General features: G+C 73.0%; 14 protein-coding genes. 9 read left to right on the forward strand and 5 right to left on the reverse strand.

The window, feature by feature from the left end:
• Positions 1-228 precede the first annotated feature (228 nt).
• A complete protein-coding gene (locus AWQ71_RS16195) occupies positions 229-1,710 on the forward strand; it encodes a nitronate monooxygenase (RefSeq protein WP_245658311.1) in 1,482 nt (493 codons plus the stop codon).
• A 69-nt stretch (positions 1,711-1,779) separates the two neighbouring features.
• Here the strand turns inward: AWQ71_RS16195 and AWQ71_RS16200 are convergent, their stop codons facing one another.
• Complete coding sequence (locus tag AWQ71_RS16200) at positions 1,780-2,196, reverse strand: cupin domain-containing protein (RefSeq protein ID WP_067133736.1); 417 nt, start codon at positions 2,194-2,196, stop codon at positions 1,780-1,782.
• Between the two features lie 60 nt (positions 2,197-2,256).
• Here AWQ71_RS16200 and AWQ71_RS16205 point away from each other — a divergent pair, with 60 nt between their 5' ends.
• From AWQ71_RS16205 to AWQ71_RS16220, 4 genes are all read left to right on the forward strand, one after another.
• On the forward strand, positions 2,257-2,721 hold the full coding sequence (locus AWQ71_RS16205; protein WP_174550711.1) for a MarR family winged helix-turn-helix transcriptional regulator: 465 nt from the start codon (positions 2,257-2,259) through the stop codon (positions 2,719-2,721).
• A gap of 76 nt (positions 2,722-2,797) precedes the next feature.
• The gene (locus AWQ71_RS16210; RefSeq protein ID WP_245658312.1) at positions 2,798-3,967 is read left to right on the forward strand and encodes a TetR/AcrR family transcriptional regulator; all 1,170 of its coding nucleotides are present in this window, start codon (positions 2,798-2,800) and stop codon (positions 3,965-3,967) included.
• Positions 3,964-4,575, forward strand: a complete 612-nt coding sequence (locus AWQ71_RS16215; RefSeq protein WP_067133739.1) for a transcriptional regulator — start codon at positions 3,964-3,966, stop codon at positions 4,573-4,575. The genes AWQ71_RS16210 and AWQ71_RS16215 overlap by 4 nt, the downstream gene beginning before the upstream one ends.
• Positions 4,572-6,122 carry a pyruvate, phosphate dikinase gene (locus AWQ71_RS16220; protein ID WP_067133742.1) on the forward strand — a complete coding sequence of 517 codons (1,551 nt, stop codon included), beginning with the start codon at positions 4,572-4,574 and terminating at the stop codon, positions 6,120-6,122. The genes AWQ71_RS16215 and AWQ71_RS16220 overlap by 4 nt, the downstream gene beginning before the upstream one ends.
• A gap of 20 nt (positions 6,123-6,142) precedes the next feature.
• Here AWQ71_RS16220 and AWQ71_RS16225 read toward each other — a convergent pair whose 3' ends face one another.
• On the reverse strand, positions 6,143-6,691 hold the full coding sequence (locus tag AWQ71_RS16225) for a histidine phosphatase family protein (protein WP_067133745.1): 549 nt from the start codon (positions 6,689-6,691) through the stop codon (positions 6,143-6,145).
• Between the two features lie 265 nt (positions 6,692-6,956).
• Between AWQ71_RS16225 and AWQ71_RS16230 the strand changes: the two genes are divergently transcribed.
• The 3 genes from AWQ71_RS16230 to AWQ71_RS16240 all read left to right on the forward strand — a co-directional run bounded on the left by AWQ71_RS16230 (position 6,957) and on the right by AWQ71_RS16240 (position 9,917).
• Complete coding sequence (locus tag AWQ71_RS16230) at positions 6,957-7,286, forward strand: ArsR/SmtB family transcription factor (protein ID WP_218001809.1); 330 nt, start codon at positions 6,957-6,959, stop codon at positions 7,284-7,286.
• Positions 7,283-7,552 (forward strand): hypothetical protein, encoded by a 270-nt coding sequence (locus AWQ71_RS16235; protein WP_067133751.1) that lies wholly within the window; start codon positions 7,283-7,285, stop codon positions 7,550-7,552. Before AWQ71_RS16230 ends, AWQ71_RS16235 begins: the two co-directional genes overlap by 4 nt.
• Before the next feature lie 124 nt (positions 7,553-7,676).
• Positions 7,677-9,917, forward strand: coding sequence for an MMPL family transporter (locus tag AWQ71_RS16240; RefSeq protein ID WP_084258935.1), 2,241 nt, complete (start codon positions 7,677-7,679; stop codon positions 9,915-9,917).
• A 63-nt stretch (positions 9,918-9,980) separates the two neighbouring features.
• Here AWQ71_RS16240 and AWQ71_RS16245 read toward each other — a convergent pair whose 3' ends face one another.
• Both AWQ71_RS16245 and AWQ71_RS16250 read right to left on the reverse strand, forming a co-directional pair.
• A complete protein-coding gene (locus tag AWQ71_RS16245; RefSeq protein ID WP_067133756.1) occupies positions 9,981-10,430 on the reverse strand; it encodes a hypothetical protein in 450 nt (149 codons plus the stop codon).
• Positions 10,427-10,660 carry a hypothetical protein gene (locus AWQ71_RS16250; protein ID WP_067133760.1) on the reverse strand — a complete coding sequence of 78 codons (234 nt, stop codon included), beginning with the start codon at positions 10,658-10,660 and terminating at the stop codon, positions 10,427-10,429. The genes AWQ71_RS16245 and AWQ71_RS16250 overlap by 4 nt, the downstream gene beginning before the upstream one ends.
• 186 nt (positions 10,661-10,846) lie before the next feature.
• Between AWQ71_RS16250 and AWQ71_RS16255 the strand changes: the two genes are divergently transcribed.
• The gene (locus AWQ71_RS16255) at positions 10,847-11,308 is read left to right on the forward strand and encodes a MarR family winged helix-turn-helix transcriptional regulator (protein WP_067133763.1); all 462 of its coding nucleotides are present in this window, start codon (positions 10,847-10,849) and stop codon (positions 11,306-11,308) included.
• Positions 11,309-11,338: 30 nt separating this feature from the next.
• Here the strand turns inward: AWQ71_RS16255 and leuA are convergent, their stop codons facing one another.
• Positions 11,339-13,027: a 2-isopropylmalate synthase gene (leuA, locus tag AWQ71_RS16260; RefSeq protein ID WP_174550716.1), complete on the reverse strand. Its 1,689-nt coding sequence runs from the start codon at positions 13,025-13,027 to the stop codon at positions 11,339-11,341.
• Positions 13,028-13,259: the final 232 nt, after the last annotated feature.

Below are 13,259 nucleotides of genomic sequence, written 5' to 3' on the forward strand. Positions count from 1 at the left end.
GCTCCACTCCCCGTTCCCTTTGGTCACATCAGGGATGCTCCGTCACGGAGAGTGATAAACCGTACGGATTGGAGTGACGGTGCGGTACTGATGTGACGGCGGGCCCGGTCTCTCGGGACTTTGGTCACTACAGGGAGATCGCCGGGTGGCGGTTGACTCGTCCCGCATCCATTGACGTGTCCGGGCCGCGCACGGGTCCGGCGCGCCGCCGAGCAGGAGGTTCTCCCCTTGACCATCGCCGAGCGGCCGGTTCACGGCCCGGTCCCGTCCGCGTCGGCCGTGTCCGAGGGTGGGCTGCCCGCGCTCATCCAGGGAGGCATGGGAGTAGGCGTGTCCGGGTGGCGGCTGGCGCGGGCCGTCGCCCGGACCGGTCAGCTCGGCGTGGTGTCCGGGGTGGCGCTCGACGTCACGCTGGCCCGGCGGCTCCAGGACGGCGACCCGGGAGGGCATCTGCGCGCGGCGCTGGCCGCGTTCCCCGTTCCCGCGCTCAGCGAGCGGATCCTGGCCAGGTACTACGTGCGCGGCGGGATCGGGCCCGGCGCGCCGTACCGGCCGGTGCCCCGGCTCGGCCTGCGCCCGAACCGGGCGCGCGACGAGCTGGCCGTGGTGGCCAACTTCGCCGAGGTGTACCTGGCCCGGCAGGGCGGCGGCCTGATCGGGATCAACTATCTGGAGAAGATCCAGATGGCGACGCCCGCGGCGGCGTACGGGGCGATGCTCGCGGGCGTCGACTACGTGCTGATGGGGGCGGGCATCCCGTCGCAGATCCCGCGGCTGCTCGACCGGCTCGCCGCGCACCTGCCGGCCGAGGTCTCGGTCACGGTGGCGGGAGCCGAGTCGGGGGAGCGGCACGCGGTCGGCGTCGACCCGGTCGCGCTGCTCGGGCGGGCGCCGGAGCCGCTGAAGCGGCCGCGGCTGCTGGCGATCGTGTCCTCCGACGTGCTCGCCGGCTATCTCGCGCGTACGCCGGAGACCCGGCCGGACGGGTTCGTGGTGGAGACGCCGGTGGCGGGCGGGCACAGCGCGCCGCCGCGCGGGCGGATGCGGCTGGACGAGAGCGAGCAGCCGGTGTACGGCCCGCGCGACGAGGTGAACCTGGGAAAGGTGGCCGCGCTGGGCCTGCCGTTCTGGCTGGCCGGTGGGTACGCGAGCCGGGACGGGCTGGTGCGGGCGCGGGCCGCGGGCGCGGCGGGCGTCCAGGTGGGGACGGCGTTCGCGCTGTGCCGCGAGTCGGGGCTGGACGACAAGGAGCGGCGGCGGCTGCTGGAGCGGGCCCGGGCGGGCGGGCTGCGGGTGCGCAACGACCCGCGTGCCTCGCCGGCCGGGTTCCCGTTCAAGGTGGCCGGGCTGGAGGAGACCGTGGCCGAGCCGGAGGTCTACGAGCGGCGGCCCCGGCTGTGCGACCTCGGCCACCTGCGCACTCCGTACGTGCGGCCCGAGGGCGGGGTGGGCTTCCGCTGCCCGGCCGAGCCGGTGGACGCCTACCTGCGTAAGGGAGGGCAGCCGGAGGAGACGGACGGGCGGCGGTGCGTGTGCAACGGCCTGGTCGCCGCCATCGGCCTCGGGCAGCACCGGCCGGACGGCTACGCGGAGCCGGCCCTGCTCACGCTCGGCCAGGATCTGGACTTCCTCGGCGACCTGCCCGAAGGGTACGGAGCGGCCGACGTGGTCGCCCACCTGCTCGGTGACGCGTGGGAGGGGCGGCCCTAGGGGATCGCCCCCGCACGTACCGTCGGGGGCGTGCGGGGGCGAGGCCGGGGACCTGCGGCGGGGAGGCGGTCAGGCGATCCAGGGCGGCACGATCCGCTCGGCGTCCTTGGGGGCGATGTCGCACGCGTCGGCGGCCGTGACGCCGCCGGGGTTGTAGGCGCGACTTCCCGCCGGCGCGGTGACGATGGCGGCGAAGCCGTCGGAGGTGTCGGCGAAGATCTGCCGGGCCACGTCGGCGGGCAGCACGATCGTGTCGCCCGAGGCGGCGGTCGTCTTCTCGCCGCCAAGGTCGACCGTGCAGCCGCCGGACAGCAGGGTCCAGATCTGCTCGGTGTCGAACACGTGCAGGGGGCCGACGGAGCCGGCCGGCATGTCCACGCGCCACATGGCCTGGCCTGCGCCGCCCTGGGAGGGCGAGGCGAGCGTGGTCATGACGCCGTTGGGCGTGCTGGTCCTGCGAGCTTCATCGGCACGGATGACGGGCATGGCAGGTATCTCCTAAGATAGGCAACTACGTTGTCTAAATAGTGAACCTGGTTGTCTATCGTGTCAAACGACCCTCCCGGCTTCGAGCTGCCGCTGCGGCTCTTCCTGGGCTTTCGCACTCTCATCGACGCGCTGCACGCCGAGCTCGCCCGGCAGGGGCATCCCGACGTACGGCCGATGCACGGATTCGTCATGCAGGCGATCGGCGTGGACGGCACCACCGCCGTCGAGCTCGGCCGCACCCTCGGAGTCTCCAAGCAGGCCGCCGGCAAGACCGTCGAGACGCTGGAGCGCCTCGGCTACGTCGAGCGCGCCCGCGACCCGCGCGACACGCGGCGCAAGATCGTACGGCTGACGCCGCGCGGCCTGGACGCCCTGGCGAGGTCGGCGCGGATCTTCGACGAGCTGCGGGCGGGCTGGGCCGCGACGCTGGGGGAGGACCGGCTGCGCGCCCTGGAGGCCGACCTGCGGCGGGTCACGCCGCACGACGCCTTCCGTCTCGACATCCCCGGCTGGTTCGGCTGACCTCCCCCGCCCGGGCGGGGGAGGGGGGCAAGGATTCGGATGATAGTGTCATCTGGATTATGAGGACATTTCGATCATGGTGGACGAGGGGGCGGCGATGGCGCGGCTGACGCGGGCCCAGCAGCAGGAGCGCACGCGGTCGGCGGTGCTGGCGGCGGCGCGGGAGGAGTTCGTCCAACGCGGCTACACCCCGGCCAAGGTCGACCGGATCGCCGAGCGGGCCGAGCTGACCCGGGGCGCGGTGTACTCGAACTTCCCGAGCAAACGCGCGCTCTACCTGGCGGTGCTCGTCGCGATGGTCGAGGAGACGGCCACGGTGGAGCCCGCGCGGCCGCCGGTGTCCCTGGAGGACGCGCTGGGCGAGTTCGCCCGGACGTGGCTGGACCGGCTGCCCTTGGCCGACGAGGACGCGCCCGGCGGCCGGTTGCGGCTGCGCTCGCTCGCCGGGGTCGTGGACGACGATCGAGGCCGGGCCGTGCTCGCCCAGCTCGCCCGCCTGGAGGCGCTGCTGCTGGCCGTCGGGTTGGAGTCCCATGACCCGGTGCCCGGGCGGCGGGTCCGCCTGGCCGAACTGGTGCTGACCCTGCTCGGCGGGGCGGGCGCCCTGGCCGAGACGGCGCCCGGCTTCGGCGATCCCTTCGACCGGGTGCGCGCCTGCCGGCATCTGGCCGGGCTCGACCTCGCCGACACGTGGGCACCGGCGCACGCGCCCTATGTCGAACCCACGGAACCGCGCCACGAGTCCTGGACCCCGCCCGCCGGTCTGCCCGACCAGATCACCGGCGACCCGGTCGACCTCGCCGCCGACGGCCTGGTGACCGTGCTCGGCGCACGCCGCCTCGGCGCCGCGGAGGAAACCGTCCGCTCCGCCCGCCCCGGTGAGCGGGTCACGGTCGTCGCCGTCACGGACGACCCCGCCGAGACCGGCCGGCTCGTCCGGCTGCGCGTCCGTGACCTGCTCACCTGCCTGCGCGGCGTGTTCCCCGCCGACGCCTGGTCGTCCCTGCGGCTGGTCGTCGACGACGGCGGGCTCGTGGCGTCGGCCCTCGGCCTGACCGGCGTCGACGACGAGACCGAGACGGCGGTGCGCGTCCAGGGCGGCGCGATCGTCGTACGGGCCGCCGGACGGGGCGCCGCCGTCTCAGTGGCTGCCGTCTCGGCGGCCGGTGCCGCACCGGCCGACTCACCGGCCGACTCACCGGCCGACTCACTGGCCGACTCCCGGAAGGGGAGGGCCGACGCATGACTCGGCCGATCGAGACCGGGATCGACCTGCTGGTCCTCCACACCCTGCGCTGCTGCGGCTACTGCGGGGTGGCCCGCGTGGCGGCGGCCACGGCGCTGGACGAGCCCACGGTCGAGTCCGAACTGATCGACCTGGCGGTGGCCGGCCACGTCACCCGACTGTCCGGCGCGTGGGGCCTGACCGAGTCCGGCCGCGCCGAGGACGCCCGGCGGATCACCGATGAGCTGGAGACGGCCGGCGCCCGCCCCGCGGTGACCGCGGGGTACGAGCGCTTCCTCGAACTCAACCCGGAACTGCTCGACCTGTGCACGGCCTGGCAGTTGCGCACCGTCGACGGCGTCCCCACGGTCAACAAGCACGACGACCCGTCCTACGACGCACGCGTCCTGGACCTTTTCGCCGACCTGGACCGGCGCCTCGCCCCCGTCTGTGGCGAACTGTCCGCGGTCCTGCCGCGGTTCGCCCGCTACCCGGCCCGCCTCACCGAGGCCCTCGGCCGCGCCACCGCAGGTGAACTGGGACGGGTGACCGACGACACCGCGTCGTACCACACGGTGTGGGCCGAGCTGCACGAGGACCTGCTCGCCACCCTGGGAATCCCCCGATGAGATGGGTGCGCCCGGTCTCCGCACGGGTCGCGGAGACCCCCGATGTCCTCGGCTCCAAGGCGCACGGCCTCGTGCTGCTCCACCGGCTCGGACTGCCGGTGCCCGCCGGGTTCGTCGTCACGACGCCGGCCTGCCGCGAGTTCCTGCGTACCGGGAGCTTCCCGACCGGGCTCGCCGAGGAACTGCGGGCCGCCACGGCCGACCTGGAGACCCGGACCGGCCGCCGGTTCGGGGGAGGCGACAGGCCCCTGGCGGTGTCGGTCCGCTCCGGGGCCGGCGTGTCGATGCCGGGCATGATGAGCACCGTCCTCAACCTGGGCCTGACGACCGAGGCGACCGCCGCGCTGGCGGCCGAGACCGGCGACCCCCGGTTCGCGACGGCCTCCCGGCGCCGGCTCCTGTCCAGCTTCGCCTCCGCGCTGACCGGAACCGACGTCGATATCCCGCCCGCGGACACGCCGCCCGCAAACACCGGCGCGGCCATCCCCGACGCCGCCGCCGACCAGTTGACGCTGGCGGTGCGGACCGTCTTCTCCTCGTGGAACACGCCGCGCGCGCGGACCTACCGCCGACTCCACGGCATCGCGGACGACCTCGGCACGGCCGCGATCGTGCAGACGATGGTGTTCGGCAACCGCGACGGGCGCAGCGGCACCGGTGTCGCGTTCAGCCGCGACCCCAACACCGGCGAGAACGTCCCGTTCGGCGACGTTCTGTTCGAACGCCAGGGGGAGGACGTCGTCTCGGGCCGCGCCCCCACCCTGCCCCTGCGTGCGCTCGCCGACCGCGAACCCGCCGTGTGGGCCGGCCTGCTCGACGCCCTGCGCCGGATCGAGGACCACTACCGCGACGCGTGCTACGTCGAGTTCACCTTCCAGGCCGGCGAGCTGTGGTTCCTCCAGGTCCGCCCCGGCCGGTTCACCGGCGCGGCGACCGTGCGCGTGGCCACCGACCTCGCCGACGAGGGCGTGCTCACCCGCGGCGAGGCGCTGCTGCGGGTCTCGCCGCATCACCTGGAGCACGCGCGCACGCTCCGCATCGTGGCGGCGCCGGACGTCGACGTCCTCACCCGGGGCGTGGGCGCCTGCCCCGGCGTCGCGGCCGGCCGGATCGCGACCACGGCCGACGCCGCGGTGCGCATGGCCGCCGACGGCCCGGTCGTCCTGGTACGGCCGGAGACGTCCCCGCACGACATGCGCGGTCTGGCCGCCGCGACAGGCGTCCTGACCGCGCGCGGCGGGCCGGCCAGCCACGCCGCGGTCGTCGCCCGCACGATGGGCAAACCGGCGGTGGTCGGAGCCGTGGACCTCACCGTCGACGACACCTCGATCAGAGTGGGCGGGCGCACCCTCGGTGAGGGCACCACCATCACCATCGACGGGACCAGCGGCGAGGTGGCGCTCGGCCGCCCCCGCGCCGCCACAGGAGCGGCTGGCGCCCACCTGCACCGGTTGCTCGCCTGGGCGGACGACGCCTCGGGCGACCGGTCAGCGCGCGGGGAGGCCCAGCGGCTGCGCGACGCCCACGCCGCGCTCCGTCGCGACTGACCGGCCGCGGATCACGTGCCTCAGGGCCGGACCCCGGGGCCGAACCCGGTCCAGCGCAGGTCCGGCGGCAGATGGCCCATGTCGTTGTACAGCAGCAGCGCCGGCGCCGCGCCGTCGTAGTACTCGATCGCCGTCATCGCCGCGTCCAGGGCGTGCCGCACCAGCCAGGCCACCTGGTAGGCGTGGGTGACCAGGACCTCGTGCGTCTCGCTCTCGGCGGGGCGCGCGAACCGGCCGGTCAGCGCGTCCGCGAGCCGCTCCCCCTCGGCCGCCTCGGCGGGGTCGTACCCGTCGAAGAACCCGGCCCACGCCGGCGGCGCCTGCGCCGGCACGTGCGGGACGTGGTCGATCAACTCGGCCGCCTCCCGTACGGGCACGCCGCGCAGGTGCTCGCCGATGATCCGCGCCGACCGCACGGCCCGGGGCAGCGCCGAATGCCACACGGCGTCGACCGGCAGGTGGGCCAGGCGCTCGGCGAGCAGCTCCGTCTGCCGCTGTCCGATGTCGGTCAGCTCTCCGAACGCGTCCGCCGCGCCGTGCCGGACCACGTACAGGTGCCGGGTCGCCATCAGATTCCCTCCACGACTCAAGATGTTCGAAGAATTCGGATGTTATCAACATCTCAATTGGTTCGGGGGCGTGTTGCGGGGCCCGGCTGGACGGCCCCCGCTCGGATCGCCGTCGCCGGGCGCCTGGGTGCGGCGCGGCCGAGCTGCCGGCGATCGCCGAGAATGCGCAGCGCGGAGGCGAACGCCACGTCGCGCGGGGTTCTGAACGAAAACAAATCATTTCTAGGCACCTGCTAATGTTCATTGGCATGTGCTGGAGGTTGAGGTGAGTGATCCCGCGACGACGGGAGACGATCTGGTGCGGGTGTTGGCCACCCTGTCCAGCCCGCACCGGCTGCGCGTCATCGCGGCCCTCGCAGGCGGCCGGAACTACGTGAGCCGACTGGCGCGTGAGCTCGGCATCAGCAGGGCGCTGCTCCAGGTCCACCTGAAGAAGCTGGAGGCCGCGGGCCTGGTTTCCTCGCAGCTGGAGCTGTCGGAAGAAGGAAAGGCAATGAAGTATTACGAGCTACGCAGGTTCTCGATCCACCTGACGCCGGAGCTCATCCTGGACGCGGCACAGACGCTGACCACCGAGAAGGGCTCGGAGCGATGAACGAGCATGAGTGGCAGGAAGTCATCGGCACCATCGGCGTGTTCGTCCTGATCACCGCCGTAATCGTCACGGTCATCTGGCAATTCGCCATCTCCTGGCGGGCCAAGGCTCAGCTGGCACGCGAGGCGGAGTACAGACAGATCGCCGAGTCCGTCGCCGCCTCCCAAGAGGACATCGGACGGCAGCTCGCCGAGATCAATGACCGGCTCTCGGCGCTGCGCGACCGTACCGACGCCATTGAGCTGGTGCTCACGGACGTCGAGTAGTCCCCCGAGACACGGTTCCGGGCCGCCGAGCTGCAACTCGACGGCCCGGGAGCGGGGAGACGTACCACCTCGCCGGCAGGCGAGTTCCACAGGAACACTCCACCAAGAACGAGGAGAGCAGTTCATGCTGCCCGAAAGCAAATCGGACCCTCGCGCCAGTACGGCGCCCGGCCCCCCGACGGCCAGGACCGGCGTGATCGCGGCCGTCGCGGGCTGGTCGGTCCGGCACCGCACCCTGGCTATCGCCGGTTGGGTCGCGTTGGTCCTGGTCGCCGTGCTGTCCAGCACGCTGGTCTCGGGTGACGACGCGCGCGCCGTCGACCCTGGTGAGGCAGGCCGCGCCCAGCAGATGGTGGACGCCCAGCGCAGCGGCAGCTCCGTACGGGAGAACGTGCTGATCCAGTCGCGTGATGGCACAGGCCCCTTCTCCGACGACCCGAAGCTGCGCGCCGCCGCGAAAGACCTGGTGACCTTGCTGCACCGGACACCGGAGGCGGTCCGGGACATCGGCTCGCCGCTGGCGGCGCACGGCGAGCGCTGGGTGTCGCGCGACGGTCGTTCCGGGCTGGTCACCTTCGAGGTGGCCGGTCCAGACGAACGGTTCGACCACAACTACGCCGCTGCCATCGCAGCCGTGGAGCAGGCCCAGCGGCGCCATCCTGGGGTGCGCTTCAGCCAGGCGGGCGACCGCAGCCTGTCCGGTGCGATCGATGAGGGCATCAAGAACGACCTCGGACGCGCCGAGACGACGTCCCTGCCACTGACCATCGTGATCCTGCTGGCCGTGTTCGGCTCGCTGATCGCCGCCGGGATTCCGCTACTGCTATCGGCGACCGTCGTGGCGGCCACGTTCGGACTGCTGGGGTTCATCGGGCAGTGGGTGCCGTTCAACGGCGCCGCCTCGGCCATCGTGCTGCTGATCGGCATGGCCGTCGGCATCGACTACTCGCTGTTCTATCTGCGCCGGGTCCGGGAGGAACGCGCCGCGGGCCATGACGTGCGCGAGGCGCTGCGGCGTACCGCCGAGACATCGGGGCACGCGATCGTGGCCTCTGGACTGACCGTGATGCTCTGCCTGGTCGGGCTGCTGTTCACCGGTGTGGACGTCTTCAAGGGCCTGACCGCCGGCACGGTCCTGGTCGTCGGCCTGGCCGTGCTCGGCTCGCTGACGGTGCTGCCCGCGCTGCTGGCCGTTCTGGGGCGCCGGGTGGACTGGGCCCGCATCCCCTGGCTGGGCCGACGCAGGATCGCGGCCGGCGAGTCCCGCATCTGGGGGCGGGTGGCCCGAGCTGTGGTCGCCAGACCGGTGCTGAGCGGGGCCGCCGTGAGCATGGTGCTGCTGGTGCTGGCGCTGCCCGTACTCGGCATCCGACTCCAGGACGCGGCCGTGACCGCCAGCCTGCCGCCCGGCATCTCCCCGGCGGTGGACGCCGCGACCGCGATGCAGCGCGAATTTCCCGGCGCGGCGACGGCTGCCCGCGTGGTCCTCGCACGCGGGGACGGCGGCTCGGCCGACACCCAGCAGGTGCGCGCCGCGATCGAAGGGCTGCACCGGCAGGCAGTCTCCAGCGGCGGCCTACTGCTCGAACCGATCACCGCCGTCCCGGTCGGCCAGGCGATGGTGGTGCGCGTACCGCTGGCCGGGGCTGTCACCGACCCGGTGGCCGATCGGGCGCTGGCGATGCTGCGCGAGCGGGCGCTGCCCGCGACGTTCGGGCAGGTGGCCGGCGTCTCCTACGCTGTGACGGGCAAGACCGCCACGCCCCACGACTTCGCCGTGCAGGTGAACGACCGGACCCCGATCGTGGTCGCCTTCGTCCTCGCCCTGGCGTTCGTGCTACTCGCCGTGACGTTCAGGTCGTGGACGATCCCGCTGGTGTCGATCCTGCTCAACCTGCTGTCCATCGGTGCGGCGTGCGGGGTATTGGTCTGGGTCTTCCAGGACGGTCATCTGGAGTCGCTGCTGGGGTTCGGTTCCTATGGCGGGGTGGTGAGCTGGCTGCCGCTGTTCATGTTCGTCATCCTGTTCGGGCTGAGCATGGACTACCACATCTTCATCCTCAGCCGGATCAAGGAACGCCGGCTCGGCGGGGCCTCCGCCCGCGAGGCGATCGTCGGTGGCATCGCGGGCAGTGCCGGGGTCGTCAGCGGCGCGGCGTTCATCATGATCGGCGTCTTCACGGTCTTCGTGACGCTGTCCGCCATCGAGTACAAGATGCTGGGACTGGGCATGGCGGTCGCCATCCTCATCGACGCGACCGTGGTCCGCGGCGTGCTGCTACCGGCCGCGATGGCACTGCTCGGAGAGCGAACCTGGATGCGACAACCCGCGACGCAGGCGCTCACCTGGCCGGCCGCGCCCTGACCTCCGTCGGCGGGAACGCAACTGTTCCGGGTCAAGCACCACCACACCCCACATCCGGGCAGGTCAGGGAAGGATCTCCAGCCGAACGTCCAGTCCGTCGTAGAGGAAGGGGGTCGTGGTGAGGATCCGCCATCCGCGCCGGGCGGCGTAGACGGCGGCGTGCGCGGCCACGAGGACCTCCGACAGCCCCTCCTCGCCGGATCCCGGCCGGTTGCGGTGCAGGTTGACGCGGATCGCGGTCGTGATCGGGGCGGCGGCGGCCGCGTCGTCGGGGGAGAGCGCGCCGACCACGACCACCGACATGCGCAGGAAGCGCTCCAGCCGGGGAGCGGCGGGGCCGAGGGAGAGGACCTGGACGGCGAGCGGCGGGACGAGCAGGGTGACGCCGTACGCCGAGGACTGCCGCACGACCTCCCTGCCGTACATGCTTTTGCCCTCGATCAGGTGGACGAGGGCGTCGAGGTCGAGCACGTGGCCGGTGACGTGCCCGGCCGGGGGGATCGCCTCGGTCACGCCGCGTCTGCCTCGGCGTCTCCGGTGAGGAGGCGGGCCGCGCGGGCGCGCTCCTCGTCGGTGATGCCGTCCTGCCAGCCGGCGCCCCACAGGTCGTCCATGATCGCGAGATCCTGCTCGACGCGGCGGCGCTGGCGCAGGGCGTCCGCGATGTACGCGGAGGCGTTGCCGGACGCCTGCGCTTCCGCGGCCAGATCGTCGGGCAGCGAGATCGTGATCTTCTTGGTCATACCCGGGAGCTTACCGAGTCATACCCTTCCGGTCCATCGATACGCGGGTTTCGGGACCGGGCGCGCCGACGTCAGCGGGCCACGGCGGCCGGGGCGTGGACCTGCGCGGCCGCGTATGGACGCGGGGTCCTCGCGAGCGGGGCCCGTCTGACGATGGGGCGGGAGAGCCGCCGCTAGACTCCCCGGATGGTGGACGAGACGGCCGACGCAGCCGCCCCCTCACGGCTGATGAACACGCCGAGCTGGCTGATAACGCAGACCGCGACCCATGCCCATCGCATGGTCTCCGAGGGGCTCGCCACGGCGGAGGTGCGCACCTACCATTACCGGCTGCTCGCGGCACTGGAGGAGTTCGGCCCGGCCAGCCAGGCGGTGCTCGGCCGCCGGTGCGGCGTCGACCGCAGCGACATGGTCTCGATGATCAACGAGCTGGCGGACCGGAGGCTGCTCGAACGCGCCCCCGATCCCAGCGACCGGCGCAGGAACATCATCACGATCACCGCGGCCGGGTTGCGGCAGCTCCGGCGGCTCGACGGCGTGCTGGCGGAGGTGCAGGACGTGCTGCTCGCCCCCCTTTCCGCCGAGGAGCGGGGCCAGCTCGCCGGGCTGCTCGCCCGGGTCGTGCGCCACCACCAGCGCGACCAGTGACCGCCGGCAAGCCGGGCGGCGGGGGCCGGCTCAGCGGGCGCGGTTGACGGCGGCCAGCACCGCCCGCACCGACGCGGTCAGGACGGAGGTGTCCCGCCCGGCTCCCCAGCGTGTGACGCCGCCGGTCCGGCACTCCACGTACGCGACGGCCGGGCTGTCCGGTCCCGTCCCCGTCGCGTGTTCGGCGTACTGGAGGATGTCGATCGCGACGCCGGCGGACGCGAGCGCGTCGGCGAGGGCGGACAGGGGGCCGTTGCCGGCGCCGCGCAGCTCGCTCTCGCGTCCGTCGGCGACCAGCGTGCCGGTGAACTCGTGCCGGCCCGGTGCGGTCTCGGCCGTGGCCCAGGACGCGAGTGCCAGCCGGCCGTCCTCGCCCGGGGCGAGATAGGTGGTGTGGAAGATCTCCCACAGGTCCTTGGCGGTGACCTCGTGGCCGCCGTCGTCGGTCGCGCGCTGCACCACCGCGGAGAAGTCGATCTGCAGGCGGCGCGGCAGGTCCAGCCCGTGGTGGGTCTGCAGCAGGTACGCGATGCCGCCCTTGCCCGACTGGCTGTTGACCCGGATGACCGCCTGGTAGTCGCGGCCCACGTCGGCCGGGTCGATCGGCAGGTACGGCACCTCCCACGGGGCCCGCGCGGCGGGCACGCCCAGTTCGGCGGCGCGCCGTTCATGGTGGGCCAGGCCCTTCTTGATGGCGTCCTGGTGCGTCCCGGAGAAGGCGGTGTAGACCAGGTCGCCCGCGTACGGGTGCCGGTCGGGGACCGGGAGCCGGTTGCAGTGCTCGACGGTCCGCCTGATCTCGTCGATGTCGCCGAAGTCGAGCATCGGGTCCACCCCCTGGGAGTGGAGGTTGAGGGCGAGGGTGACCAGGTCGACGTTGCCGGTACGCTCGCCGTTGCCGAAAAGGCAGCCCTCGACGCGCTGGGCCCCGGCGAGCAGGGCGAGCTCGGCACAGGCGACGCCGGTGCCTCGGTCGTTGTGCGGGTGGACCGAGAGGATCACCGAGCCGCGCCGGTCCAGGTGGCGGTGCATGTACTCGATCTGGTCGGCGTAGACGTTCGGGGTGGCGATCTCGACGGTGGCGGGCAGGTTGTGGATCACCGGCCGGTCGGGGGAGGCGTCCCACAGGGCGGTCAGCCCGTTGCAGACCTCCAGAACGTAGTCCGGCTCGGTGAGGTTGAAGACCTCGGGGGAGAACTCGAACCGCACCGGCGGCCCGGGACGGGCGTCGGCGAGCCGCGCCATCAGCTCGGCGGCGCGGTGGATGAGGGCGCGCAGGTCGGCGCGGTCATGTCCGAGGACGACGTCGCGCCAGGTGGGGGCGGTCGCGGTGTACAGGTGGACGACCACGCGCGGCAGGCCCTCGATGGAGGCGAAGGTCTGCTCGATCAGTTCCGCGCGGGCGGCGGTGAAGACCACGATGGTCACGTCGGCGGGTACGGAGTCCGACTCGGCCAGGTGCCGGACGAAGTCGTAGTCCGTGCGACTGGCCGACGGGTAGCCGACCTCGATCTCCTTGAAGCCCATGGCGAGCATCAGGTCGAACATCCTCCGCTTGCGCGCGGGGTCCATCGGCTCGGCCAGTGCCTGGTTGCCGTCGCGCAGGTCGACCGGCACCCACAGCGGGGCCCGGTCGAGGCGCCGGGACGGCCAGCGGCGGTCGTCTTCCAGCGCGACGTGGACGCGTTCGTGTGCCGGCCGGTAGCGGTGGTACGGCATCGCGCCGGCACGCTGCGGGTTCCAGGCCGGTGCGCCGGCGGGGATGGGGCCGTCCGGGGTGCGCAGCGTGGGGAACGCCCGGACGGCGGCAGAGCCGCCGGCGGGGGAACTGGGAAAGGAACTGGTGGGGAATCGGTCATCGCGGATGGTCTCCTCGCTGGTGGCGGGGTCGGTATTGACCGGCACGAGCGGGCGCCGCGGCGGGGTGCCGGTCGCGTCAGGCCCCGCCGCG

This window comes from Microtetraspora malaysiensis (assembly GCF_001528665.1).
Classification (GTDB): domain Bacteria; phylum Actinomycetota; class Actinomycetes; order Streptosporangiales; family Streptosporangiaceae; genus Microtetraspora_A; species Microtetraspora_A malaysiensis.

Excerpts from the sequence above, each read along its gene's own strand:
- AWQ71_RS16200 (WP_067133736.1), bottom strand. The coding sequence starts at position 2,196 with ATGCCCGTCATCCGTGCCGATGAAGCTCGCAGGACCAGCACGCCCAAC.
- AWQ71_RS16210 (WP_245658312.1), top strand. The coding sequence starts at position 2,798 with ATGGTGGACGAGGGGGCGGCGATGGCGCGGCTGACGCGGGCCCAGCAG.
- AWQ71_RS16215 (WP_067133739.1), top strand. The coding sequence starts at position 3,964 with ATGACTCGGCCGATCGAGACCGGGATCGACCTGCTGGTCCTCCACACC.
- AWQ71_RS16220 (WP_067133742.1), top strand. The coding sequence starts at position 4,572 with ATGAGATGGGTGCGCCCGGTCTCCGCACGGGTCGCGGAGACCCCCGAT.
- AWQ71_RS16225 (WP_067133745.1), bottom strand. The coding sequence starts at position 6,691 with ATGGCGACCCGGCACCTGTACGTGGTCCGGCACGGCGCGGCGGACGCG.
- AWQ71_RS16235 (WP_067133751.1), top strand. The coding sequence starts at position 7,283 with ATGAACGAGCATGAGTGGCAGGAAGTCATCGGCACCATCGGCGTGTTC.
- AWQ71_RS16240 (WP_084258935.1), top strand. The coding sequence starts at position 7,677 with ATGCTGCCCGAAAGCAAATCGGACCCTCGCGCCAGTACGGCGCCCGGC.
- AWQ71_RS16250 (WP_067133760.1), bottom strand. The coding sequence starts at position 10,660 with ATGACCAAGAAGATCACGATCTCGCTGCCCGACGATCTGGCCGCGGAA.
- AWQ71_RS16255 (WP_067133763.1), top strand. The coding sequence starts at position 10,847 with ATGGTGGACGAGACGGCCGACGCAGCCGCCCCCTCACGGCTGATGAAC.
- leuA (WP_174550716.1), bottom strand. The coding sequence starts at position 13,027 with ATGCCGTACCACCGCTACCGGCCGGCACACGAACGCGTCCACGTCGCG.